The sequence below is a fragment of the Bartonella sp. AP20NXHL genome (assembly GCF_042196165.1).
Classification (GTDB): domain Bacteria; phylum Pseudomonadota; class Alphaproteobacteria; order Rhizobiales; family Rhizobiaceae; genus Bartonella.
Window position 1 is genome coordinate 1 of sequence record NZ_JBHIPV010000010.1, and the last position, 26,636, is coordinate 26,636.

Genomic DNA, 26,636 nt, shown 5'->3' on the forward strand with positions numbered 1-26,636 from the left:
GTTTTGCTATTCGTGAAGGTGGTCGTACTGTTGGTGCCGGTATCGTCTCTAAGATCATTGAATAAATAATGCTTGTTAAAGGGTGTTAAAAGTGTTTTAGTTTTGAGAGTTAGGGGTATAGCTCAGTTGGTAGAGCGGCGGTCTCCAAAACCGCAGGTCGCGGGTTCAAGTCCTGCTGCCCCTGCCAAAGGGGGGGATTTTACATATAAGGGAGTGGATTTTGCTGCCTTTTTCGCTTTTTTTGATATGGGGCTTGTTTTTTTGTGTGTGAAACGGTATTGAATAGAAAGTAAGGAAATTGCATAAGTCTGAAAGTTGGCTTTTGCATTTTTTCCTGTTTATTTTGTTCTATAAAACACAATAGGACTAGAGAGAGTATAGTGTGACGATGGCATCTAAAACCAATCCGATTACCTTTTTGAAGCAGGTTTATGCAGAAACAATTAAAGTGAAATGGCCTACACGTCGTGAGACGGTTATTTCTACTATTATGGTTTTGTTGGTAACTGCATTGGCTTCAGCTTTCTTTTTTATTGTGGATCAGGTTATGCATTTTGGTGTTTGGCGGGTTATTGATCTTCTGAAATATCTTTTTAGTTGAGAATGTAAGGAAGTGTGACTGTGGCAGCTCGTTGGTATATTGTTCAGGCATATTCAAATTTTGAAAAGAAAGTAGCGGAAGCTATTGATAAGGAGGCAAAGCAAAAGGGACTTGATCATCTTTTTGAAAAGATTTTTGTTCCAACAGAGCGTGTTGTAGAGGTTCGTCGTGGACGCAAAGTTGATACTGAGCGAAAGTTTTTTCCTGGTTATGTTCTTGTTCGTGCTGAGTTAACAGATGAAGTTTATCATCTTATTAAGAATACGCCTAAAGTGACAGGTTTTTTAGGATCGGATGCGCGTCCTGTTCCAATTTCTGATCGAGAGGTTGAGCAAATTCTCAAACAAGTTCAGGAAAGGGTTGAGTCTCCAAAGTCCTCTGTATTGTTTGAAGTTGGAGAGCAAGTTCGCGTTGCTGATGGTCCTTTTGTTTCGTTTAATGGAATTGTTCAAGAGGTTGAAGAAGAGCGCTCTCGTCTTAAGGTTGAAGTGCTTATTTTTGGGCGTCCTACGCCTGTTGATTTGGAATTTGGTCAGGTTGAAAAACTCTGATTAAACTTAGAGTAGTTTTAATTACTTTAAGGAAGGAGTGGGAGGTGATTTATAGCTTTTGTCGGCTTAATGATCCGAACCACGTGACTGCAGCGGGTAACGGGCAAGGTGAATTGTCAGTATACCAGTGAAATTAAAGGCAGATTGTTATGGCAAAAAAAAGTATAGGTCAGCTTAAGTTGCAGGTTCCTGCAGGAGCTGCTACTCCATCTCCACCGATTGGTCCAGCTCTTGGGCAGCGTGGTATTAATATCATGGAGTTTTGTAAGGCGTTTAATGCAGCTACACAAGAAATGGAAAAGGGAGCGCCGATTCCAGTTGTTATTACGTATTATCAAGATAAGTCTTTCACATTTTCTCTCAAGACGCCTCCTGTATCATTCTTTTTAAAGAAGGAAGCAAACCTGAAATCTGGCTCAAAAGAGCCTGGTAAAGTGTCTGTAGGAAGCATTTCTCGCGATAAAATTCGTTCGATTGCGGAATCAAAGATGAAAGATCTTAATGCGAATGACATTGAGGCAGCAATGCGTATGGTTGAAGGTTCTGCTCGCTCGATGGGCTTGGAAGTGGTGGGCTAATATTATGGCAAAAGTAGCAAAAAGAATAAAAAATATCCGGAAAGATATTGATTTTAATGAACTTTACGCTTTAAAAGATGCCGTTTCAATGGTTAAGGAGCGTGCAGTTGCTAAGTTTGATGAAACAATCGAAATTTCAATGAACTTGGGTGTTGATCCTCGTCATGCTGATCAAATGGTTCGAGGTGTTGCTCATTTGCCTAATGGGACAGGGAGAAATATTCGTGTTGCCGTTTTTGCTCGTGGGGATAAGGCTGAGGAAGCTAAGGCGGCAGGAGCTGATATTGTGGGTGCCGAAGATTTATTTGAAAGCGTTAATAGAGGGACTATAGACTTTGATCGTTGTATTGCAACGCCGGACATGATGCCTCTTGTTGGTCGTCTTGGTAAGATTCTTGGTCCACGGAGTTTGATGCCAAATCCGAAGGTTGGTACTGTAACACTTGATATCGCCGGTGCTGTCAAAGCTTCTAAAGGTGGTGCTGTTGAGTTTCGTGTGGAAAAAGCTGGTATTGTGCATGCTGGTATTGGTAAGGCTTCTTTTGGTGTTGAAAAAATCGTAGAAAATATAAAAGCCTTTGCAAGTGCAGTTATTAAAGCTAAACCGCAAGGTGCAAAAGGTGAATATATTAAACGCGTTGCTGTTTCGTCGACTATGGGAGTTGGTGTTAAAGTTGATCCAGCAACGGTTCGTTCAGAGTTAATGTAAGCTGATTTATGATTTTGTTTTTTTGGGTATGGGAATATCAAAATTGTATTTTAAAGTGCTGGTTTTGATCAGCATTTAGCTATCTAAGCTTTATAGGGCTTAGGTTGTGCCCGGAGAAATTCCGGAATATCCTGTCCGAGATTGTAGGTGATACTTTTAAGTATCTTAATCAAAAAAAACCTGCATGAGACTGGGGTAAAAACTGAGAGTTAAAAGACTTAAAGGGTTTGAGCCAAGGTTGCCTTTGAACGCTGTGCGTGAAAAAGGGGACAGGATCCTCATCGGTGACATGAAGTATTTTATGTTATCAAAGGTAACCAACAGGTTTGTTTTAAGTAAATCTGTTAAATGGAGAGAGACAGTGAATAGAGCGGAAAAACGCGAATTTGTTACATGGCTTAACGAGGCTTTTCGGAAGTCTGGTTCTGTTGTTGTTGCACATTATTCCGGTCTGACAGTTTCACAGATGAATGATCTGCGTTCGAAAATGGGTGAAGCTGGCGGTGCCGTTAAAGTCGCCAAAAACCGTCTTGCTAAAATCGCTCTTCAGGGCACGGAATCTGAATCGATAGTGGGTTTGTTTACTGGACAAACACTTATTGCTTATTCAGAAGATCCAATCACAGCACCGAAAGTTGCTGTTGATTTTGCGAAAAGCAATGACAAATTTGTCATACTTGGCGGTTCAATGGGTGCAACAAGTTTAACTGTAGATGCTGTGAAGTCATTGGCTTCATTGCCTTCATTAAACGAGTTGCGTGCAAAACTTGTGGGTATGATTTCTACCCCTGCGACCCGTATTGCACAGGTTGTTAATGCCCCTGCTGGTCAGGTTGCACGTGTCATTGGAGCATATGCTCAGGAGGATAAGGCGGCTTAAGGCTGTTTGTATTCACGTTTATGGAAGAGCTTTAATGCTTTTCTGTTTTTTTGGATAAAATTTAATAATGGTTCAAATCTTTTAATTGAAGGAATTTAAAAATGGCTGATCTAGAGAAGATCGTAGAAGACCTTTCTAATCTAACCCTTTTGGAAGCCGCTGAGCTTTCTAAGTTACTTGAAGAAAAGTGGGGAGTTTCGGCTGCTGCTCCTGTAGCTGTCGCTGCTGTTGCTGGTGCTGCTGCTCCAGCTGCTGAAGAAAAAACAGAATTTGATGTTATTCTTGTTGAAGGTGGCGCACAAAAAATTAATGTTATTAAGGAAGTTCGTGCTCTTACTGGACTTGGTCTTAAAGAAGCTAAAGATCTGGTTGAAGGTGCACCTAAGCCTATTAAAGAGGCTGCTTCTAAAGAAGAAGCAGAAAAAATTAAATCTCAACTTGAAGCTGCTGGTGCTAAAGTGGAACTTAAGTAAATTTAATTTTATCGGCGGGCATTTATGTTCGCCGATTTCTTTCTCTTAATACAAAGAGGGAAAATAATGAGTAAAAAACCTTTTCCTAATGGTTTCGTAACAGGAATGGGATAGGTTTAGATTACTTACTCCTTCATCATAGAGTCAAAAAGATAAATGGCTTATGTTGGTGGGGAAAGTTAATGATGCTCATTATTGAGTGTCAAGTGAACTGGTCTGCATATGCAGGTTAATGATATAAGGCTTTCAAGGTTGGTCTACCTTGAAGAGTAAAGATCAAGGAGCGACGATGGCTCAGACTCACGCAATGATGTCTCAATTCAATGGTCGTAAGCGCGTACGCAAATTTTTTGGTAAGATTCCTGAAGTAGCAGAAATGCCGAATCTTATTGAGGTTCAAAAAGCGTCATACGATCAGTTTCTCATGGTTGAGGAACCGAAAGGTGGACGACCAGATGAAGGTTTGCAAGCTGTTTTTAAATCTGTTTTTCCTATTTCAGATTTTTCCGGTACAGCTATGCTTGAGTTTGTAGGTTATGAATTTGATTTACCAAAATTTGATGTTGAAGAGTGCCGTCAACGTGATTTAACTTATGCTGCCCCATTAAAGGTCATATTGCGTTTGATTGTTTTTGATGTTGATGAGGATACTGGCTCCAAAGATATCAAAGACATTAAAGAGCAAGGCGTTTATATGGGCGATATGCCTTTAATGACGACGAATGGTACCTTTGTTGTTAATGGTACGGAGCGTGTTATTGTTTCTCAGATGCATCGTTCTCCTGGTGTCTTTTTTGACCATGATAAAGGAAAGTCCCATTCATCAGGAAAGCTTCTTTTTGCTGCTCGTGTTATTCCGTATCGTGGTTCTTGGCTTGATATTGAGTTTGATGCTAAGGACATCGTTTATGCGCGTATTGATCGACGGCGCAAAATTCCTGTTACAAGTCTTTTGATGGCATTAGGTATGGATGCGTCAGATATTTTATCAACGTTTTATGATAAAGTGACTTATGAGCGTGATGGAGAAGGATGGCGAGTTCCTTATTCTGTTGATCGCTTTAAAGGAATGAAGCTCATTTCTGACCTTATAGATGCAGATAGTGGTGAAGTCGTTGCGGAGGCTGGTAAAAAATTAACAGTTCGTACTGCGAAGTCTTTGGCAGAAAAAGGACTTAAAGCGGTTAAAGTTAGTGAAGATGATTTATTAGGTTGTTATCTAGCTGAAGATATCGTCAATTACGAAACAGGTGAAATCTACCTTGAGGCTGGTGATGAAATTGACGAAAAAGTATTAAAAATTTTGCTTGATGTTAGTGCTGATCAAATCAATATTCTTGATATTGATCACATGAATATTGGCGCTTACATCCGCAATACTTTGAAGGTGGATAAAAATGAAAGTCGGCAGGATGCGTTATTTGATATTTACCGAGTAATGCGTCCAGGTGAGCCTCCAACAATCGATACAGCAGAAGCAATGTTCCATTCATTGTTTTTTGATCCAGAGCGTTATGATCTTTCTGCTGTTGGGCGTGTTAAGATGAATTTGCGTATGGATCTTGATTGTCCAGACACAGTTCGCATTTTACGCCAAGAGGATATTCTTGCTGTTGTTAAGATGTTGGTTGAATTGCGTGATGGACGTGGTGAAATTGATGATATTGATAATCTTGGCAACCGTCGCGTTCGTTCCGTTGGGGAGTTGATGGAAAATCAATATCGCATTGGTCTTCTTCGTATGGAGCGTGCGATAAAAGAGCGTATGTCATCGGTTGAAATTGATACAGTTATGCCACAGGATTTGATCAATGCAAAGCCTGCTGCAGCAGCAGTTCGTGAGTTTTTTGGGTCTTCACAATTGTCGCAGTTTATGGATCAAACCAATCCATTGTCGGAAATTACCCATAAGCGTCGTCTTTCTGCTCTTGGTCCAGGCGGTTTGACTCGTGAACGTGCGGGTTTTGAAGTCCGTGACGTACATCCTACGCATTATGGTCGTATTTGTCCGATTGAAACACCAGAAGGCCCTAATATTGGTCTAATCAACTCCTTAGCAACATTTGCGCGAGTTAACAAATATGGCTTTATTGAAAGTCCATATCGAAAAATTATTGATGGAAAAGTTACAAAAGAAGTTATTTATCTTTCAGCGATGGAAGAAGCAAAGCATTATGTCGCTCAGGCTAATTCTTCATTAGATAGCGAAGGTCGTTTTATAGAAGAGTTTGTTGTTTGCCGTCATGCTGGTGAAGTTTTAATGGCGCCGCGTGATCATGTTGATTTGATGGATGTTTCACCAAAACAGTTGGTTTCAGTTGCAGCAGCGCTTATTCCTTTTTTGGAAAATGATGATGCGAATCGTGCACTTATGGGATCAAACATGCAGCGTCAGGCAGTTCCTCTTGTACGCGCTGAAGCACCATTTGTTGGGACGGGAATGGAATCCATAGTTGCGCGCGATTCAGGAGCTGCTGTGAGTGCAAAACGTAGTGGTGTTGTTGATCAAGTTGATGCTACCCGTATTGTTATCCGTGCAACAGAAGATTTAGATCCTTCAAAATCAGGCGTTGATATTTACCGCTTACAGAAATTTCAGCGTTCTAATCAGTCCACTTGTATTAATCAGCGTCCTCTTGTAAATGTTGGTGATAGGGTAGAAAAAGGTGATATCATTGCAGATGGTCCATCCACGGATCTTGGTGATTTGGCTCTTGGGCGGAATGTTCTCGTAGCCTTTATGCCTTGGAATGGATACAATTATGAAGATTCTATTTTGTTATCCGAGCGCATTGTTGCTGATGATGTGTTTACTTCAATTCATATTGAGGAATTTGAAGTTGCGGCACGCGATACAAAACTTGGGCCTGAGGAAATTACGCGCGACATTCCTAATGTTGCGGAAGAAGCGTTAAGAAATCTTGATGAAGCTGGCATTATTTATATTGGTGCTGAAGTTCAACCGGGTGATATTTTAGTTGGAAAGATTACACCAAAAGGTGAAAGTCCCATGACGCCGGAAGAAAAGCTTCTGCGTGCGATTTTTGGGGAAAAGGCATCCGATGTTCGTGATACTTCTATGCGTATGCCTCCTGGGACTTTTGGTACTGTTGTTGAAGTTCGCGTTTTTAATCGCCATGGCGTGGAAAAAGATGAACGTGCGATGGCAATTGAGCGTGAAGAAATTGAGCGTTTAGCAAAAGACCGTGATGATGAACAGTCTATTCTTGATCGCAATGTTTATTCGCGCCTCACCGATATGTTGACAGGTAAAGTTGCTGTAGAAGGTCCGAAAGGCTTTTCGGGCAGCAAAAAGCTTGATAGTACAGTGATGGGGCATTATCCACGATCCCAGTGGTGGCAATTTGCTGTTGAGGATGAAAAACTTCAAAATGAAATTGAAGCTTTGCGCAAGCAATATGATGAATCAAAGGAAGCATTACAACGTCGCTTTATGGATAAAGTTGAAAAGGTCCAAAGAGGTGATGAAATGCCTCCTGGTGTCATGAAAATGGTGAAGGTTTTTGTGGCTGTGAAGCGCAAAATCCAACCAGGTGATAAGATGGCGGGACGTCACGGAAATAAGGGTGTTGTTTCACGTATTCTTCCCGTAGAAGATATGCCATTTCTTGAAGATGGGACCCATGCTGATATCGTCTTGAATCCGCTTGGTGTGCCTAGTCGTATGAATGTTGGACAAATTCTTGAGACGCACCTTGGTTGGGCATGTGCGGGGATGGGCAAGAAGATTGGTGATTTGTTAGAGTTGTATCAAGAGACTGGGGATATATTGCCGCTGCGTCAGCGTATTGAAAATCTTATGCCTGATGATAATCATAATGAACCAGTCCGTCAGTATGATAATGAAAGCCTCTACAAATTGGCATTACAGATGAAAAAAGGGGTTTCAATTGCAACGCCTGTTTTTGATGGAGCACATGAGTCTGATATTAACATGATGCTGGAAGACGCAGGCTTAGATAGTTCAGGGCAGGTTACGCTTTATGATGGTCGTACTGGGGAGCCTTTTGATCGTCCAGTAACGGTGGGATATATTTACATGTTGAAATTGCATCACCTTGTTGATGATAAGATTCATGCACGTTCTATAGGTCCCTATTCACTTGTGACGCAGCAGCCATTAGGAGGTAAGGCACAGTTTGGTGGTCAGCGTTTTGGTGAAATGGAGGTATGGGCACTTGAAGCTTATGGTGCTGCATACACTTTGCAGGAGATGCTAACAGTAAAATCAGATGATGTGGCTGGGCGGACAAAAGTCTATGAGGCAATTGTGCGTGGTGATGATACATTTGAGGCAGGGATACCCGAAAGCTTTAATGTGTTGGTAAAAGAAATGCGCTCACTTGCTCTTAATGTGGAGCTTGATGATGCGCGTGAACTTATTGCACAGCGGGCATTGTCTGATACGGCAGAGTAATAATTCAAGGAGCGCACTGGAAAAAGGCTGCGCTCTTATTACTTTAAGAGGCTCAATAACCTTATTAAGGCTATACAGGTCGTTTTTAAAAGTAAATGTCTTTTAAAGAAGATCTGTTATAAAATAAATGAGATATTACAACAGGTTCTAAGAATCTTTGAAGGAGAACAGCATGAACCACGAGGTCATGAATCTTTTCAATCCTCAAGCGCCAGCGCAGACATTTGACTCTATTCGTATTTCTATTGCGAGTCCTGAGAAAATTTTGTCCTGGTCGTATGGTGAGATTAAGAAGCCTGAGACTATTAATTATCGGACTTTTAAACCAGAACGTGATGGTCTTTTTTGTGCACGTATATTTGGCCCTATTAAGGACTATGAGTGTCTATGTGGCAAATATAAACGCATGAAGTATAAGGGCATTATTTGTGAAAAATGCGGTGTAGAGGTTACTCTTTCGCGCGTACGTCGTGAGCGTATGGGGCATATTGAACTTGCGGCACCTGTTGCACATATATGGTTTCTTAAATCATTACCAGGTCGTATTTCTACACTTTTAGATTTAACTTTAAAAGATATTGAGCGGGTTCTTTATTTTGAGAATTATATTGTAACCGAACCAGGGTTGACATCTCTTAAGCTCCATCAGCTTCTTTCTGAAGAAGAATATATGCTTGCTATTGATGAGTTCGGAGAAGATCAATTTACAGCTATGATTGGCGCTGAAGCTATTTACGAGCTTTTAGCTAGTATGGAGTTAGATAAAATCGCTAATGATTTGCGTCTCGAATTAGCTGAAACAACTTCAGAGTTAAAGCAGAAAAAATTGATTAAACGACTTAAAATCGTTGAAAATTTTCTTGAATCTGGAAATAAGCCAGAGTGGATGATAATGAAAACAATTCCGGTTATTCCACCGGATTTGCGTCCATTGGTTCCGCTTGATGGTGGGCGTTTTGCGACATCAGATCTGAATGATCTTTATCGGCGTGTTATTAATCGTAATAACCGCTTGAAACGGCTGATTGAATTGCGTGCTCCTGGAATTATCGTGCGCAATGAAAAGCGTATGGTACAAGAAGCTGTTGATGCATTGTTTGATAATGGACGGCGTGGGCGTGTGATTACTGGAGCCAATAAACGTCCTCTCAAGTCTCTATCAGATATGTTGAAGGGCAAGCAAGGACGGTTTCGTCAGAACTTACTTGGGAAGCGAGTTGATTACTCGGGGCGTTCTGTTATCGTGACGGGTCCTGAATTAAAATTGCATCAATGTGGTCTTCCTAAAAAAATGGCTCTTGAATTATTTAAGCCTTTTATTTATGCGCGGCTTGATGCAAAAGGCTATTCATCAACGGTAAAGCAGGCAAAGAAGCTTGTTGAAAAAGAACATCCAGAAGTTTGGGATATCTTGGATGAGGTTATTCGTGAACACCCTGTTTTACTCAACCGTGCGCCAACATTGCACCGTTTGGGGATTCAGGCTTTTGAACCTATCTTAATTGAAGGCAAAGCTATTCAACTTCATCCACTGGTGTGTACTGCTTTTAATGCAGATTTTGATGGTGATCAGATGGCGGTTCACGTTCCGCTTTCTCTTGAAGCACAGCTTGAAGCCCGTGTTTTGATGATGTCCACCAATAATATTCTTCATCCGGCCAATGGTGCTCCCATTATTGTTCCCTCACAGGATATGGTTCTTGGTCTTTATTATCTTTCAATTGTTTCTGAAAAAGAACCAGGTGAAGGAATGGCCTTTTCTGATATAGGTGAGCTTCATTATGCCTTGGAAAATAAGGTTGTAACGCTTCATACGAAGATTAAAGGCCGTGTTAAGAATATTGGGAAGGATGGAAAAGAAGTTTCTAAACTTTATGATACGACACCTGGTCGTTTGATTATCGGTGAGCTTTTGCCAAGAAGTGCGGATATCTCATTTGATATTGTCAATCAAGAGATGACGAAAAAGAATATTTCTAAAATGATTGATCATGTTTATCGGCACTGTGGACAAAAAGAGACGGTTATTTTTTGTGACCGTATTATGCAGCTTGGCTTTTCTTATGCTTGTCGTGCAGGAATTTCATTCGGTAAGGATGATATGGTTATTCCTGATAGTAAGTCTCGTTTAGTTGCAGAAACAGAAGCTTTGGCTAAGGAGTACGAACAGCAATATAATGATGGTTTGATTACACAAGGTGAAAAATACAATAAGGTTGTAGATGCTTGGGGTAAATGTACAGATCGCGTTGCAGATGAAATGATGAAACGTATTCAAGCCGTCGATTTTGATCCTAAAACAGGTCGTCAACGGCCGATGAATTCGATCTATATGATGTCGCACTCTGGTGCTCGTGGTTCTGCTAACCAGATGAGACAATTGGCCGGTATGCGTGGATTAATGGCAAAACCATCGGGTGAAATTATTGAAACGCCTATTATTTCAAATTTTAAAGAAGGTCTAACTGTTAATGAGTACTTCAATTCCACGCATGGTGCACGTAAAGGACTTGCTGATACTGCGTTAAAGACGGCGAACTCTGGTTATTTAACACGGCGTCTTGTTGATGTTGCACAGGATGCTATTATTTCAGCAGTTGATTGTGGTACCGCAAAAGGGCTTACCATGCAGCCGATTGTTGATGCAGGACAAATTGTTGCCTCCATTGGGCAAAGAATTCTTGGTCGTACAGCGCTTGTTGATATTCTACATCCTGTCTCTGGAGAGGTTATCCTTGAAGGTGGAGCAATGATTGAGGAAGCTGATGTTGCGAAGATTGAAGCAGCTGGGATTCAATCTGTTCAAATTCGCTCTGCTTTAACATGTGAAACACGTCTTGGTGTTTGTGCAAAATGCTATGGTCGTGATTTGGCGCGTGGAACACCTGTTAATCAGGGAGAAGCCGTTGGTGTTATTGCTGCTCAATCCATTGGTGAGCCGGGAACACAGCTTACTATGCGTACTTTCCACTTAGGAGGAACTGCGCAGGTTGTTGATTCATCGTATTTAGAGGCATCTTATGAAGGTAAGGTGGAGATTCGTAATCGTAATGTGGTTCGTAACTCTGAAGGCCAATTGGTTGTTATGGGGCGTAATATGGCTATCCTTATTAAGGATGAGTTAGGAAAAGAGCGCGTTGTACATCGTGTTAGCTATGGTGCTCATATTTTTGTTGATGATGGTGATGTGGTTAAACGTGGCCAACGTATAGCAGAATGGGATCCTTATACACGTCCAATTTTAACGGAAGTTGAAGGATATGTGGGTTTTGAAGATATGGTTGATGGTCTATCTGTCACTGAAACAGCTGATGAATCTACGGGTATTACAAAGCGTTTGGTGATTGATTGGCGCGCTAATCCACGTGGTGCGGATCTTAAACCAGCCATTATTATTCACACAGATAAAGAAGGTGAATCCATTGCTAAATTGTATAAGGGAGGTGAAGCCCGTTATATGATGTCAGTGGAAACTATTCTTTCTGTTGAGCTTGGTGCTCATGTTAAGGCTGGTGATGTTATTGCTCGTTTGCCAATGGAAAGTGCCAAGACGAAAGATATTACGGGTGGTTTACCACGTGTGGCTGAGCTTTTTGAAGCGCGTCGTCCAAAGGATCATGCGATTATTGCTGAAGTAAGTGGCACGATTCGATTCGGCCGTGGTTATAAGAATAAACGTCGTATCATTATTGAACCAAATGATGAAACTCTTGAGGCAGTAGAATATTTGATTCCAAAAGGTAAGTTGTTTCACTTCCAAGAAGGCGATCAAATTGAAAAGGGAGATTATATCCTTGATGGTAATCCAGCACCTCATGATATCTTGGCGATTAAGGGGGTTGAAGCTTTGGCATCTTATCTTGTTAATGAGATTCAGGAGGTTTATCGTTTACAGGGAGTTCTTATTAATGATAAGCACATTGAAGTGATTGTTCGTCAAATGTTGCAAAAAGTTGAAATTACTGAATCTGGAGATTCTGGTTATATTCCAGGTGATAATGTTGATCGTATTGAACTTGATGAAATCAATGATAATTTGATTGCAGAAGGGAAGAAACCAGCATCTGGTAATCCCATTCTTCTTGGAATTACAAAAGCTTCTCTTCAAACGCCTTCTTTCATTTCGGCGGCATCGTTTCAGGAAACAACACGTGTTCTTACTGAAGCAGCAGTTTCTGGTAAAATTGATACTTTGCAAGGACTTAAAGAGAACGTTATTGTCGGTCGTCTTATTCCAGCAGGTACAGGCGGTACGATTTCTCAAATCCGTCGTATTGCTGCGGTTCGTGATGATTTGATTGTAGATGAGCAGCGTAAGTCTAGTAATAACGAAGTGGCTAAGGCTATGTTGACAAATATGACAACCGGGGCCGTTGCTGAATAATTTAAATACAACATCACATAATATAAAAACGTCTGAATAGAAAGTTCAGACGTTTTTTTATCTCAAAATGCAGAAGTTACATATTTTCTTGAAAATGTCAAAAATTATAAGGCGACAGTTATTTGGAACGTCTTTAGTAGCTTATTATTTTGTAATGATGTTTATCTTTTTTGTTACTTTATTTTAAAGTTTCTTAATTTCTAAAAGCAGTATAGAATTTTTCCAAAATATGTAAAACTCAAAAGCCATATTCAAGGAAAAGAGTGATTATCTACAAATCAAATAATGATTGATTTTGAATTTTAGGAAAATTTTTGATTGATATCTTCTATAAAGATTTAAAAGGATTTATAATGAAAGGTCAATAGTCTTTTCTGTAATCTAAAAAATAATTGATTCTCTACTATACAATGCTTGTATGATAAGAATGTATTTTCTTATAAATTAGAATGCAGGAAAATAGAGATTAGGGTGCTTACTAAGTTTTTTATAAAAAATAGACACATTTCTTATAACAATGTGATCTATGCAGACAGAATGATAAAATGTACGAATATTATTCAATTGGAAAATTAACACGTGAGTTTTCAATAACAGCTCGAACTTTGCGTTATTATGAAGAAGAGGGACTTCTTAGTCCTTTTCGGCGTGGAAGTACACGGCTTTATACACAAACGGATCGTCATAAGTTAAAGCAAATACTGCGTGCTAAAAGAGTTAAATTTTCGTTGTCTGAAATATCTGATATGTTGACAATAGTTGGAAAACCACCAGATGATGAGAAAAAGCTTAAGAAATTAATTGCAGGAATTCATAAAAAACGAGCTGATTTAAAGCAGATGCAGCATGATGTTGATGATCTTCTACAGGATTTAGAACGAATTGAGGAGAGTTTTTTTGAGAGCTTAGCGGAGTTGGGGGTTAGTCATTGATTATAAAATTTATTTTGTCTGCTTTTAGACAATTTTCTTTCTCTTAAAAGGGATAGGTTATACTATCTCTAAGGGGGATATTTAACACTGCGTGAAATGTGTAAGTCATTTAAAGAAATAGAGTGTTTGAAAAAGCTGCAAAGGTATTTTCGCAGTATATTGTCCTTGATAAGAAAAAATTATTTTTCATAAAGAAAGTAAAAACAATGACAGTTTCTCCTATGAGTGTTTTTCAATCTATTTTGTCACGAAAGTCAATTCGCGCTTTTACTGATCAGCCAGTTAGTTTGGAAACAATCAAAGAAATCTTAAAACTTGCAGCACGTGCACCATCTGGAACAAATATTCAGCCATGGCAAGTGATTGTGCTTACAGGAAGTGTATTACAGAAAGTAGGGCAAGAGCTTTCACAACTTGTGCTTTCAGGTGTAAAAGGAGAGCGTGAATATAGTTATTATCCACGTCAGTGGCGTGAGCCTTATATTTCAAGGCGTCGAAAAGTTGGTTTGGATCTTTATCAGAGTCTTGGAATTCAAAAAGGAGATAAAGAAAAAATACTTCATCAAAAGGCGCGAAATTTTTTATTTTTTGATGCACCTGTAGGACTCTTATTTACAATGGATCACGACATGGAAATGGGGAGTTGGCTTGATTTGGGTATGTTTATGCAGACCATTATGTTAGCTGCACGTGGATTTGGATTAGATACCTGTCCTCAAGCTGCTTTTGCTGATTATCATAAACAGATTCGTACGCTTTTATCTATTCCTTCTGATCGCCATATTATCTGTGGTATGGCACTTGGTTATCGCGATATGAGTGCTCCAGAAAACAAGTTTGAAACAGAACGAGAATCGTTAGAAAACTTTGTACGTTTCATTGAAACATACCCATAAAATATTTCATACAATTAAGCATACGTTTTGAAGAACTTAGTGCATTATGAAAAATATTTCCGATAAGATTTCTCATCCTTATTGAATTTTAATATTGCATATTAACACTTATTTTACTACGCTTGGAACATTAGGAGTGGTGACTCTAGGGGCATTGCCCGTTTTGAAGGTTGGCTAATGGAAAACACTATAGAAAGAAAGTGTTGGGTGGTAGCAAGACGAGCGACATTCGTGTTTATTGCTGTTATTTTTTTAGTTTATCTCGCAATTTGATTTTAAACGGGAGAAACGTTATGAAAAAGCATATATGCTCAAACTGTACTATAGTTTTGAGGTGATACGTGTTTCTATCTGTTTTTGAACTTTTTAAAATTGGGATTGGTCCTTCTAGCTCACATACGATGGGACCGATGACAGCTGCTAATATGTTTTTGCAAAAGATAGGAGATTTTTCTCAGTCGTCTGATATTCAAGTTTCTCGTATACGTGTTTATCTTTATGGTTCGTTAGCTTTCACGGGTATTGGTCATGCAACAGATAGGGCTATCATATTAGGACTTTTAGGAGAAAAAGCTTCTACTGTTGATCCTGATAGCATGGGGTTTCTGTTAGAAAAAGTTATACGTGAAAAAAAAGTGCAACCAGAAGGCCATCCCGCTTATCAGTTTGATGTGCAATGTGATCTTATTTTTGAACGAAAGCAAATCCTCCCTGGACATACAAATGGACTAGCCTTTGAAGGACTTAATACTGATGGGAATGTTCTGTTGCGGCAGATTTATTATTCTATCGGTGGTGGCTTTGTTGTGACTGAGGATGAATTAAGCCATATGAATGATAATATACAACCAGAAGCATTTGAGGTACCATATCCATTCGATTCTGCTTGTACAATGTTATCAATGGCAGAAAAATCAGGACTTTCAATTGCTGAAATGAAGCGCTTAAATGAAGAAACAAAGATAGAGCGTTCTTCTCTTGATGTAGGGCTTGATGAAATTTTTTCAGCGATGACAAATTGCATTGATAGAGGTCTTTCACAAGAAGGTGAGTTGCCTGGTGGATTGCGTGTTCTAAGGCGTGCTAAAAAGCTGCATGAAACGCTTTTGGAAAATCAAAGGAAAAATCACAATTATCCACTTTGGGCAAATGATTGGCTTTCGGTATATGCTATAGCAGTCAATGAGGAAAATGCAGCAGGTGGTCGTGTTGTTACAGCACCAACAAATGGCGCAGCTGGTGTTGTCCCAGCCGTTTTGCGTTATTATCTTCAATTTAATGATGATTCAGATCGAGAGGGAATACATAATTTTCTATTAACGGCAGCAGCTATAGGCGGTGTTATCAAACATAATGCCTCTATTTCTGGTGCAGAAGTTGGGTGTCAAGGTGAAGTTGGAACGGCATCTTCAATGGCCGCAGCAGGGTTGACCGCAGCATTAGGTGGAACACCAGCTCAAATTGAAAATGCGGCAGAAATTGCGCTTGAACATCATTTGGGAATGACATGTGATCCTGTTGCAGGTCTTGTACAAGTTCCTTGTATTGAGCGTAATGCAATGGGAGCTGTTAAGGCGGTAACGGCTTCTTCTCTTGCATTATATGGTAATGGAGATCATTTTGTTTCTCTTGATGCTTGTATAGAAACAATGCGCCAGACTGGTCATGATATGAGTGAACGCTATAAAGAGACAAGTAAAGGTGGTCTTGCAGTCAATGCAATATCTTGTTAAGAGCTAGAACATTTTTCAATCCATAACTGGACGTTTTGGAGAAGAATCGTATTTCCTGATAAAGCTTATGTTTTTTGTTCCTTATAAATCAAAACTCCAAATTAATTCAGCAGCATGCTTAAAATAAATTTGAGATGGCTCAGTGCTTTCTTAACGAATAGTAGCTGTTGATACAAGTTTGGAGAGAGCGTATTGTTGATATATGTTTGATTTGTCCTAAAATGGAAAAAATAAAAAAGCGTAAAGTAAAATTAGTGATCAATTTACCATTATTTTTTTAGCTGGGTTTTATGGTTTTAAAAAGTTTCCATAGCCATATCTTTTAAGTAATGGAAGATTATACCTGAGTATCTAAGGAAAATTTATTTTAAATCTGAATAATTATGATAAAGAGAGATTTTTAAAGATTTTAATTTTTTAAAAGTGAAGTTTTTTGCTACCTATATGGTAAAAAAATATCTTGAAAAGAAACACTAATTTACAATAATTAAAGATATATTGGGAATATCTTTTTTATTTATAAATTCTGTACCGACAAAAAAATTAAAATAAATAATAACGTATACATTAGGAAATATTTATAAAAATTTTCATGAGAATAGAATGCACACGATAGAACATTATCGTGTTACTTGTTCGTGAGTTCGTTTAAAAAATATCTCTCAACGCTCCTAAGCTCATTTCGCGATGGCACCCGTGAATGATATAATAACGGTAAATCCATTGAGCTGTCCCATCTTTATGCTTAATAAAAAGAGTACGCTGGGCATGTTTGCACACTTTGCCAAGCCCCCCGTACAGGGATCAAAGCCCTTAGCATTTGAAATGGTTCATTATAGGTATTTTGAGTATTTTGGGTACAGTTTTACGCCACACACTAATCTCGCCCATAACATGCAAGAGAACGGTTTTTATTAATTCAACATAAACAAATTTCAAATGAGAGAATCTTACGATATTCGAGATTATCATCTAACATGAAAAATAATGAATTATCTTTATAAATCAGCATCTTGAATATGAATAGTATAATGTAAGTCATTCCATGGATGGTATAAAATCTATAGAGTATTAGCATCTTTATTTATAAAGGGAGAAAACCAGCACTATCATCCTTTTTTCAACGTTCAATGTTACAAAAGATCCTCGTACTTGAAATAATTCATAAGGGATATTTGATTCCTTTTTTAAATAGTTTATATGCCAATCTTTCTCGTGATGAGCAGGCGGACGATTTTGACTGATTCAATATAAGAAGGAAAATAAGAGAATTTTACGAAAATCTCTTATTCAATATGCAAAAAATAAATTATAATTATAAATTAAAATCTTATGGAAATCGTTATCATAATATTTAATCTGATAATTTCTTTTACGTTTTTTCATTGGTAGTATTTTTATTTTCCAATTTGCTTTGTCTGTTGAAAGAAATGCAAGTAAGAGGAGTGAGATTATTTTTTACAGCGTTTATGTTGTCAGGGGAGCATTAGTAAGAGGGACTTTCTTTATTGAACGTTTAGAATAATTCCTAAAATGATAAGCTTTCATCCAATGAAGCTATTCATTTTTCCAAAAAGATATCAAGGATAATTTTTTATATTAAATCCAAAAGTGGAAAAATATTGGATGTTTTTTATGTTCTTAACAATGGTTTTATTGAAGGCTTGGAGATATTGGATAGTTGGAAAAGCTGTCAAAACAATTCCACAATTTAAGAAAAAAGTATGTTTATAAAAGGGTTTTCTAAGGCTATAGATAATGGTTAATAATAAAATAGTTTTTTAGAGATGGTCTGTAGAATTAAATATTTGTTGCTCCTAGACGGATTTTAATAGGCACATTACCAGTTTGGCTCGCAACGCGTAAATGAATACGTACAGGAGGCATTATGAGACGACGGTTGCGCATTGTTTGGCAAATGAGAAGGTTAACAAGAGATTGTGTATCTAATGCAGTCGAATTATATTTTAAACCAGTAAGTTTTGCAGCAGCATCGTGAAGAGAACGCAATGAAAGGAGGGATGATTGCTTCAATAAAATTTCTTTTTTATGGAATGAAGCAAAAGCATTATCTGTCATAATACTATCCTTAACGCAGAATTCAAAATTTTTTAGTAGGCTACAGTATAGCAGTTAAAATTTGCTTTCTTTAATGTAGAACAAGCATCAAATGCAGCTTTTTTTGATTGAAACCCTGTAAAGCGCGCCCGGTAATAACGCTGCCCATTCTTTTCAAACAGTTGCATATGTGAAGATGCGTGCTTTAAAGTAGAAAAAGCTATATTTTTTGCTTTTAAAAGTAGAGTTTTTGCTTGTTCTTCACTAGGAAGAGAACCTATTTGGATAGCCCATCCGGCATTTTCGGACAAAGAGGCTGTTACAATTTTATGAGTCTCAACCGGTATAGTTTTTTGAGGGTTCGGTATTGGTATAATTACCTTATTTACAGCCGTTATTGCGATGTTGGAGTTTTTAGGTTGTTCTGCAAATGCTGTCAACATAGTCGAAATTTCATCGTCAAAATTACTTAAATCATCTTTAATGGTTGGTATAGGAGTATTGGCGCCAGTGGGTAAGTGATAGCGTACAGAAGCTATTAAACGTTCACCACTTTTCATTTGGCTTGCTTTGGGCAAATATTGATTCAATAAGCTAGCCATATGCTCGTCACGTGCAGTAGATGATTTTCCTCCCATAACAACAGCGACAATAGAGCGCCCCTCAAGACGCATCGAAGTTGCTAAATTAGAACCTGACATTTGTGTGTATCCTGTTTTAATTCCATCGACACCTTTCATTATTTTAACAAGTTTATTGTGGCTGTTAATTTTATGTCCACGGAAATTAAAACTTTTTGTTTTGAACAATTTATATTGTTTGGGAAAATGTTTACGTAAAGCTAAGGACAAAGTCGCTATATCTCGTGCTGTAGAATAATTGCGCACATCCGGAAGTCCTGAAGCATTTGCGAAATGTGTATGTTTCATGCCAAGTTTATGAGCTTTTGCTGTCATCATTTGAGCGAATTTTTTTTCACTACCTCCAAGATATTCTGCAATGGCAGCAGCAACATCATTTGCAGATCTTGTAATGAGTGCTTTAGCTGCTGATTCTGCAGAAATTGTTTGGCCTGCTTTAAACCCAATTTTTGTCGGTGGACGCATTGCTGCATAATGTGAAACAGGAATTGGTGTATTGGGTGTCACACGACGCATCTGCATAGCTTCAAAGAGTAAGTACAATGTCATCATTTTTGTTAAAGAAGCAGGATAACGTTTCAGTGTTGCATTGGCTTGAAATAGAGTTTTTCCCGTAGTAGCATCTATAACAATAGCTGCATACTTATCAGGATAGGCGCCTTGAGGTGTGGCTGATGCCCAACAGTAAGAAAAAGCTAACACAACAAAAGAAATTGCTATTGTTTTACAGTAGCGCATAATTTTTTGATAATTAATATACACTTGCAGTATCCTATTTCTCCATTTATCCTGAAAAACTTCTATAAAGCTTCCTTTTCTGTAATTTGTTGATGCAATTTAGACGAATGGTATTACTAATTTGTTTACAGAAGTTATTTTATGAGTGAGTAATTGAAGTCTAACCATAGAGGGAAATTTTTTTCTAATACAAACAGGTATTGCAATAGTTATGAAAGAATTTAAAATTAATAAAAAATGTGCTGCATGGAAAACGATAATGGGACAGACGCTCATAACAAACTCTATAGCTCATATTATGCATAATGAAAAGGGCAAGAATTGGGATGAAGGTAGGCATGGTGCGGTTATAATGCCTAAGGCTAGAGAAAAACTCGAAAAACCTAAATTATGTCGAGTTTTTTTGCTTAATGATGATTACACACCTATGGATTTTGTTGTTTTTGTTTTGAAGAACTTTTTTAAAAAAAGTTTCGAAGAGGCAACGCGGATAATGTTAAATGTTCATCACAATGGGATAGGAGAATGTGGGACTTATACTTATGAAGTCGCTGAAATGAAAATATTACAAGTGAGAGAATGTGCGCGTCAAAATGAACATCCGTTACAATGTGTAATGGAATGGAAGTGAGGAGCTATGCCATCTTTTACACCTAGTCTTGAAGAGGTTTTACATCGTGCATTAACAATTGCTACTCAAGCACGGCATGAATATGCAACATTAGAGCATCTTCTACTTGCGCTGTTAGATGATGCCGATGCAAATTCCGTTATTCAGGCTTGCCAAGTAGATGTGGAGGAATTGCGAGAGCGCTTAACCAATTATCTTCGCTCAGAGTTAGATGAACAGATTAGAGCTGATGAGGATACAAAGCCTACAGCTTTTTTCCAGCGTGTTATCCAACGTGCGGTGATTCATGCACAATCGGCTGGAAAAGATGAAGTATCGGGGGCAAATGTTCTTGTTGCAATTTTTTCTGAACGTGAAAGCCATGCAGCATATTTTCTTCAAGAGATGGGAATGACACGCTATGATGCTGTACGTTTTATTTCACAGGGTGTCACGCGTGATGATGGGTTATCCATGTTACTTGAAGGACTTGAAGAGCAATTAGATCAGCAGATTTCGGATAATGGTGAAAGAGGAACAAGTGCTTTAACGAATTATTGTGTTGATCTCAATTGTAAAGCACGTAATGGAAAAGTTGATTTATTAATTGGCCGTGAAATAGAAATTTCACGCATGATTCAGATTTTATGTCGAAGGTCGAAAAACAATCCGCTTTTGGTTGGTGATCCTGGAGTGGGGAAAACCGCTATAATTGAGGGATTGGCAAAGCGCATTGTTGATGGGCAAGTGCCTGAAGTTTTATCAAATGCAACAATATTTTCTCTTGATATGGGGGGACTTGTTGCAGGTACACGTTATCGCGGTGATTTTGAAGAACGCTTAAAGCAAGTTATTAAAGAGTTTGAGCTGTATCCCGATGCTATTTTATTTATTGATGAAATTCATACCTTAATTGGAGCAGGAGCGACATTAGGGGGAAATATGGATGCAGCAAATCTTTTGAAACCTGTATTATCTTCTGGAACTATGCGATGTATTGGTTCGACGACTTATAGAGAATATCGCAAATTCTTTGAACAAGATCGTGCTTTAGAGCGTCGTTTTCAGAAGATTGATATTAATGAACCTTCTGTTACAGATGCGATTAAGATTTTGCAAGGGATGAAGCCTTACTTTGAAGATTTTCATCAGATTAAATATACAGATCAGGCGATGAAGGCATCTGTAGAATTATCTTCACGTTATATAATTGATCGTAGGTTACCTGACAAAGCAATTGATATTATTGATGAAAGTGGCGCAGCGCAAAAGCTTTTGCCACAAAAACAACGCAAGAAGAGTATAGGTGTTAAAGAAATTGAAGCGACTGTTGCTACAATTGCAAGAATTCCACCAAAAACAGTTTCTCGGAATGATCAGAAGATACTGAGTAAGCTTGAAAGAGAACTCAAACATGTTGTTTATGGTCAAGATCAGGCAATTTCCGTCTTAGTTTCATCCATAAAATTGGCGCGAGCAGGTTTACGCGAACCGGATAAACCAATAGGAAGTTATTTATTTTCAGGACCAACAGGTGTAGGAAAAACTGAAGTTGCAAAACAGCTTGCATCATCTTTAGGCATTGAATTATTGCGTTTTGATATGTCAGAATATATGGAACGGCATACGATAGCACGTTTAATCGGAGCACCTCCAGGTTATATAGGGTTTGATCAAGGAGGTCTCCTTACAGATGCCGTTGATCAGAAACCTCACGCAGTTCTATTGCTAGATGAGATTGAGAAAGCGCATCCAGAGTTATTTAATATTTTATTGCAGGTAATGGATTATGGTAGATTAACAGACCATAATGGTAAGAAAATTGATTTCCGCAATGTTATTTTGATTATGACGACCAATGCGGGTGCTTCAGATATGGCAAAATCAGCTATTGGATTTGGGAAAGTACATCGTGATGGTGAGGATATAGAAGCAATCAATCGGTTATTTACACCAGAATTTCGTAATCGGTTAGATGCAATTATTCCGTTTGCACCTTTATCTCATTTAATCATCAATCAGATAGTGCAAAAATTTATTTTTCAGCTTGAAGCACAATTAGCTGATCGGGGAATTTGTTTTGAATTAAGCCCTTCAGCAACTTTATGGCTTTCCAATAAAGGATATGATTCTCAGATGGGAGCACGCCCATTAGGGCGTGTTATACAAGAATATATTAAAAAGCCATTAGCTGATGAAATTTTATTTGGAAAGTTACGCAATGGTGGTACCGTTCGCGTATTGACACAAAAATCAAATGGTAAAAAAGAAAGCTTACAGTTAGAAATTTCATCTTCCGATATATCTGTAAGTTCAAAGAAAAGTAAAATGGAAAATTTTACAAAAAAACGTGTAGGAAAAAAAAGCTCAACAACTTAAGAGTGTGTTATAAGGCAGCACGGATTTTTTTTGCATTCTCTTCAAGTATTTCTGTAGGTGTTATCATATCATTATGAGGGGTAAGTTCTATTCCCTTCATACGTGGTATAATATGAAAATGGAGGTGATAAACGGTTTGTTGACTAGCTGCTTCATTAAATTGCATGACAGTTATGCCATCTGCCTGAAAGGCTTTTTTGACGGCATTTGCAATTTTTTGAACAGCTTTAATAACAGGAAATAATGTTTCAGTATCCGCATCAAGTAAGTTTCTCGAGCCTTTTTTAGGAATGACTAGCGTATGACCTGGTGCCTGTGGCATGATATCCATAAATCCAATAACATCATCATCTTCGTAGACACGAACAGAAGGGATTTCATTGCGAATCAATTTAGCAAAAATATTGTTATTGTCGTAAGCTTGTTTCATACAAATATTTCCTTTTATTGTAATTTTAAGATTCTAATTTAAAAACGAAAAAATGCAAGGTTTATCAGAGTGTAAGACAAAGAAGTATTTTGACTTCAGTTATATTTAGGATGGTGCACTGTCTTAATGAAGGTTTAGATTTCTATGATGGCTTCAACTTCTACAGGAACATCCATAGGAAGAGAGGCAACACCAATAGCAGAACGGGCGTGTTTTCCAATTTCACCAAGGATATTGACGAATAAATTAGAAGCTCCATTGGCAACAAAAGGAATATCGGTAAAATGAGAATCTACAGCCACAAAAACAGTAATTTTTACCACACGTTTTATTTTATTTAAGTCACCCAGAGTTGCCTTGAGTTGCGCGAGAATATTGAGAGCGCAAGCTTCGGATGCTTTTTGGGCTTGTTCGGTATTCACAGTTGCACCAACTTTACCGATGGCTATTGGTTTTCCATTAATAAGAGGGAGTTGTCCAGAAATAAAGAGTTGATTGCCACTTTGTGAAGTGGTGATGTAATTGGCAAGGGGGGAGATTACTTCAGGAAGAGTGATTCCGAACTTCTCTAAGTTTTTTTCAATCATATTGGTCATAATGTTAACTCCATAGCTGCTCTATAATATATTCATTGCATAATCTATTTTTTGATTTAAGAAAATGTGTGGTTAATTGAGAAATTAGCCTTTTTTGCCTTATTGTATGATGTTATGCAACGGGGATAAAGTTCGGAAGTTGGGAATGATTAGATCATTATTTATAATAATTTTATATATTGTTTTTTTATGTACTGCGAGAGCTGAAGAGCCCATTTTTATTGTGCCTCATCGAGCAATTTATGATTTTCATCTCGATAGTGTTTCTCATGAAATGACAATTTCTGCGATGTCAGGACGAATGGTTTACGAGCTTACTGGTTCGGCATGCCAAGGCTATAGCACACGTTTTCGTTTCATTAGCCGTGTTCACATTGAAGATATGCCAGTACGTTTGACGGATCAACAGACGACGAGTTATGAGACAGGAGACAGCCGTACATTTCGTTTTAATATCACAGATCAAGAGGGAGAAGAGGTTGTGCATCGTGCCGAGGGGGTTGCGGAGCGTACTCAAGATGGTATTACAGTTACCTTAAAAAAGCCAAAGGAAAAAGAGTATAAGCTTGCAATGGCTGAATTTCCAATAATGCAACTAAAAAATATTATCCGCCATGCAAAAGCAGGAGATCATTTTTACAATGTTACTGTATTTGATGGGACAAATAAAGCAGATAAAGTTATAAAAGAAAGTATCGTCATAGGGGAAAAGAAGACGCTTTTATCTGATAGCGAAACGGAAAAAGTAAGAAAATTGGATGAAGAAGAATATTGGCCTGTTACAATTTCTTATTTTGATGATGGAGAAAATAAAGATGGTTTGCCGGTTTATCGTAGCAGTTTTCTCTTACATGAGAATGGTGTCATGCGTGATCTTCATATAGATTATGGAACTTTTTCAGTGCGTGCAAAATTGAACAGTCTCGAATTCTTGGAACTTGGAAAAGATCTTAATCAATGTGAAAATGCAAATATTAAATGATTAAAGAAAATAACTTGAAAAAGAATCAAATATTAGTATGTTTGCGCTATTCCACACGCGGAGTCTGGGTGTTTGCAAATGATCTGTGAGAAAATTCTAGCAAGCATCCGCCGGTAGCAGGTCTTCCTGCTTTTTCCGCGGAGGTTGAACCGGAAAGGATAAGATTTATGGCACTACCCGATTTTACTATGCACCAGCTTTTAGAAGCCGGTGTGCATTTTGGTCACCAGACTCATCGCTGGAATCCCAAAATGACTCCCTATATTTATGGTCAGCGTAATAATATCCATATTATTGACCTTGCTCAGACCGTTCCACTTTTACACCAAGCGCTTAAACTTGTTTCAGATACTGTAGCGCGTGGTGGTCGTATTCTCTTTGTTGGTACGAAACGGCAAGCATCTGACATCATCGCAGATGCGGCGAATCGTTCCGCCCAGTATTACGTTAATGCACGTTGGCTTGGCGGCATGCTCACAAACTGGAAAACGATTTCCAATTCGATCCATCGTTTGCGGAAGCTTGATAAAATTCTTGCTGCTGAAGCGCAAGGCTTTACCAAAAAGGAACGTTTAAATCTTGAACGTGATCGTGAAAAGCTTAATCGTGCGCTTGGTGGTATTAAAGATATGGGTTCTGTTCCAGATCTTATCTTTGTTATCGATACGAATAAAGAAAATATTGCACTCCAAGAAGCAAAACGTTTAGGTATTCCAGTGATTGCTATTATTGATACCAATTGTGATCCCGATGACGTAACACATCCAATACCAGGTAATGACGATGCTTCACGTGCAATTTCTCTTTATTGCGATCTTTTTGCCCGTGCAGCTCTTGATGGTATTGCACGCCAGCAAGGAGCAATGGGTATCGATTTAGGAGCTCAAGTTGATGCACCTGTGGAGCCTATTTTGGAAGAAAATGCAGTTTCAGAAGTTTCTGAATAATATAAAACGCCTAATTAAGGTACTTTTATTGTCTAAAGAAGAAGTTATAGGCGTGCAGAGGGATTTTGCGCGCTTTCACCGTTACAAAATAAAGAGGCAAATATGAGCATTACTGCTGCACAAGTAAAAGAACTTCGAGAATTATCTGGCGCTGGTATGATGGACTGTAAAGCCGCTCTAGCAGAGACCAATGGTGATATGGAAGCTGCTGTTGATTGGCTTCGTAAAAAAGGAATAGCTAAAGCAGATAAAAAGGCTGGTCGTACAGCAGCTGAGGGATTAATCGGAGTCGTATCAAAAGATTCACATGCAGTTTTGGTTGAGATTAATTCTGAAACAGATTTTGTTGCACGCAATGATGGATTCCAAGACATTGTGCGTAAAGTAGCAACTGCTGCCTTAGATACGCTAGGGGATGTTGAATCTGTTTCTGTTTCTCTTTATCCAGGCTCTGAGAAGACTGTAGAGCTTACGATTAAAGATGCAATTGGTACAATTGGCGAAAATATGACATTTCGTCGTTCCGCTAAATTGTCTGTTGAGAATGGTGTTGTTGCGACTTATATACACAATAGTGTGGCTGATGGGCTTGGAAAACTTGGTGTTTTGGTTGCGATTGAAACAACAGGAAATAAGGAAGCTGCTCTTGCTTTTGGTCGGCAGGTCGCGATGCATATTGCGGCAACCAATCCATTAGCACTTACAGCTCAAGATGTTGATGCTGCTGCTGTTGAGCGTGAAAAAGCAATTTTTTCAGATCAAGCACGTCAGTCTGGAAAACCTGAAAATATCATTGAAAAAATGGTAGAAGGACGTATGCGTAAGTTTTTTGAAGAGGTTGTTTTGCTTTCTCAAGCTTTTGTTATGAATCCTGATATAACTGTTGAGGCCGCTTTAAAGGATGCTGAGAAATCAATTGGTGCTCCAGCAAAAATTACAGGCTTTATTCGTTTTGCATTAGGTGAAGGTGTGGAAAAAGAGGAGTCTGATTTTGCTGCAGAGGTTGCTGCTGCTGTAAAAGGCTAGTTATTGCAAACTCTTGAACAGAGATTAAAAGTCATATCGTTGGTTGTAGAATCT

General features: G+C 38.4%; 20 protein-coding genes, 1 tRNA gene and 1 pseudogene. 18 read left to right on the forward strand and 4 right to left on the reverse strand.

The genetic code is table 11. The features are described 5' to 3' along the window. From ACFILL_RS06670 to ACFILL_RS06730, 13 genes and pseudogenes are all read left to right on the forward strand, one after another. A pseudogene (locus ACFILL_RS06670) lies at positions 1-65 on the forward strand (elongation factor Tu); the annotation flags it as partial. 46 nt (positions 66-111) lie between these two features. Beyond that, a tRNA-Trp gene (locus ACFILL_RS06675) sits at positions 112-187 on the forward strand. Positions 188-388: 201 nt separating this feature from the next. Continuing rightward, positions 389-601: a preprotein translocase subunit SecE gene (gene secE, locus ACFILL_RS06680; protein WP_273790652.1), complete on the forward strand. Its 213-nt coding sequence runs from the start codon at positions 389-391 to the stop codon at positions 599-601. Between the two features lie 20 nt (positions 602-621). Next, positions 622-1,152, forward strand: a complete 531-nt coding sequence (gene nusG / locus ACFILL_RS06685; RefSeq protein ID WP_273790740.1) for a transcription termination/antitermination protein NusG — start codon at positions 622-624, stop codon at positions 1,150-1,152. A gap of 149 nt (positions 1,153-1,301) precedes the next feature. Next, the gene (gene rplK / locus ACFILL_RS06690; protein WP_273723157.1) at positions 1,302-1,730 is read left to right on the forward strand and encodes a 50S ribosomal protein L11; all 429 of its coding nucleotides are present in this window, start codon (positions 1,302-1,304) and stop codon (positions 1,728-1,730) included. Positions 1,731-1,734: 4 nt separating this feature from the next. Then, positions 1,735-2,439: a 50S ribosomal protein L1 gene (rplA, locus tag ACFILL_RS06695; protein ID WP_375631242.1), complete on the forward strand. Its 705-nt coding sequence runs from the start codon at positions 1,735-1,737 to the stop codon at positions 2,437-2,439. A gap of 361 nt (positions 2,440-2,800) precedes the next feature. Continuing rightward, positions 2,801-3,319, forward strand: coding sequence for a 50S ribosomal protein L10 (gene rplJ / locus ACFILL_RS06700; protein WP_012755027.1), 519 nt, complete (start codon positions 2,801-2,803; stop codon positions 3,317-3,319). A gap of 101 nt (positions 3,320-3,420) precedes the next feature. Beyond that, positions 3,421-3,792, forward strand: a complete 372-nt coding sequence (rplL, locus tag ACFILL_RS06705; RefSeq protein ID WP_273790654.1) for a 50S ribosomal protein L7/L12 — start codon at positions 3,421-3,423, stop codon at positions 3,790-3,792. 289 nt (positions 3,793-4,081) lie between these two features. Next, the gene (gene rpoB / locus ACFILL_RS06710) at positions 4,082-8,230 is read left to right on the forward strand and encodes a DNA-directed RNA polymerase subunit beta (protein WP_273790655.1); all 4,149 of its coding nucleotides are present in this window, start codon (positions 4,082-4,084) and stop codon (positions 8,228-8,230) included. Positions 8,231-8,402: 172 nt separating this feature from the next. Then, positions 8,403-12,614, forward strand: coding sequence for a DNA-directed RNA polymerase subunit beta' (rpoC, locus tag ACFILL_RS06715; RefSeq protein WP_273790656.1), 4,212 nt, complete (start codon positions 8,403-8,405; stop codon positions 12,612-12,614). Between the two features lie 545 nt (positions 12,615-13,159). Then, entirely contained in the window at positions 13,160-13,546 is a 387-nt protein-coding gene (locus ACFILL_RS06720) for a MerR family DNA-binding transcriptional regulator (RefSeq protein WP_375631240.1), read from the forward strand. 206 nt (positions 13,547-13,752) lie between these two features. Continuing rightward, positions 13,753-14,442 carry a nitroreductase gene (locus tag ACFILL_RS06725; protein WP_375631245.1) on the forward strand — a complete coding sequence of 230 codons (690 nt, stop codon included), beginning with the start codon at positions 13,753-13,755 and terminating at the stop codon, positions 14,440-14,442. 341 nt (positions 14,443-14,783) lie between these two features. Next, entirely contained in the window at positions 14,784-16,175 is a 1,392-nt protein-coding gene (locus tag ACFILL_RS06730) for an L-serine ammonia-lyase (protein WP_375631239.1), read from the forward strand. A gap of 1,800 nt (positions 16,176-17,975) precedes the next feature. On the opposite strand, the gene ACFILL_RS06735 is transcribed toward ACFILL_RS06730, so the two are convergent. Next, the gene (locus ACFILL_RS06735) at positions 17,976-18,254 is read right to left on the reverse strand and encodes a hypothetical protein (protein ID WP_273790659.1); all 279 of its coding nucleotides are present in this window, start codon (positions 18,252-18,254) and stop codon (positions 17,976-17,978) included. A gap of 32 nt (positions 18,255-18,286) precedes the next feature. Then, positions 18,287-19,636 carry a D-alanyl-D-alanine carboxypeptidase gene (locus ACFILL_RS06740; protein WP_273790660.1) on the reverse strand — a complete coding sequence of 450 codons (1,350 nt, stop codon included), beginning with the start codon at positions 19,634-19,636 and terminating at the stop codon, positions 18,287-18,289. Positions 19,637-19,871: 235 nt separating this feature from the next. Between ACFILL_RS06740 and clpS the strand changes: the two genes are divergently transcribed. Beyond that, positions 19,872-20,243 carry an ATP-dependent Clp protease adapter ClpS gene (gene clpS, locus ACFILL_RS06745; RefSeq protein ID WP_375643552.1) on the forward strand — a complete coding sequence of 124 codons (372 nt, stop codon included), beginning with the start codon at positions 19,872-19,874 and terminating at the stop codon, positions 20,241-20,243. Between the two features lie 6 nt (positions 20,244-20,249). Continuing rightward, a complete protein-coding gene (gene clpA / locus ACFILL_RS06750; protein WP_375643549.1) occupies positions 20,250-22,601 on the forward strand; it encodes an ATP-dependent Clp protease ATP-binding subunit ClpA in 2,352 nt (783 codons plus the stop codon). 7 nt (positions 22,602-22,608) lie between these two features. On the opposite strand, the gene ACFILL_RS06755 is transcribed toward clpA, so the two are convergent. Further along, the gene (locus ACFILL_RS06755; protein WP_273790662.1) at positions 22,609-23,031 is read right to left on the reverse strand and encodes an HIT family protein; all 423 of its coding nucleotides are present in this window, start codon (positions 23,029-23,031) and stop codon (positions 22,609-22,611) included. 134 nt (positions 23,032-23,165) lie between these two features. Then, positions 23,166-23,627, reverse strand: a complete 462-nt coding sequence (locus ACFILL_RS06760; RefSeq protein WP_375607219.1) for a RidA family protein — start codon at positions 23,625-23,627, stop codon at positions 23,166-23,168. A 145-nt stretch (positions 23,628-23,772) separates the two neighbouring features. Between ACFILL_RS06760 and ACFILL_RS06765 the strand changes: the two genes are divergently transcribed. From ACFILL_RS06765 to tsf, 3 genes are all read left to right on the forward strand, one after another. After that, positions 23,773-24,609, forward strand: a complete 837-nt coding sequence (locus tag ACFILL_RS06765) for a cell envelope integrity EipB family protein (RefSeq protein WP_273790664.1) — start codon at positions 23,773-23,775, stop codon at positions 24,607-24,609. 167 nt (positions 24,610-24,776) lie between these two features. Beyond that, complete coding sequence (gene rpsB / locus ACFILL_RS06770; protein WP_273788135.1) at positions 24,777-25,556, forward strand: 30S ribosomal protein S2; 780 nt, start codon at positions 24,777-24,779, stop codon at positions 25,554-25,556. Positions 25,557-25,658: 102 nt separating this feature from the next. After that, positions 25,659-26,582: a translation elongation factor Ts gene (gene tsf / locus ACFILL_RS06775; RefSeq protein ID WP_273790665.1), complete on the forward strand. Its 924-nt coding sequence runs from the start codon at positions 25,659-25,661 to the stop codon at positions 26,580-26,582. Positions 26,583-26,636 lie beyond the last annotated feature (54 nt).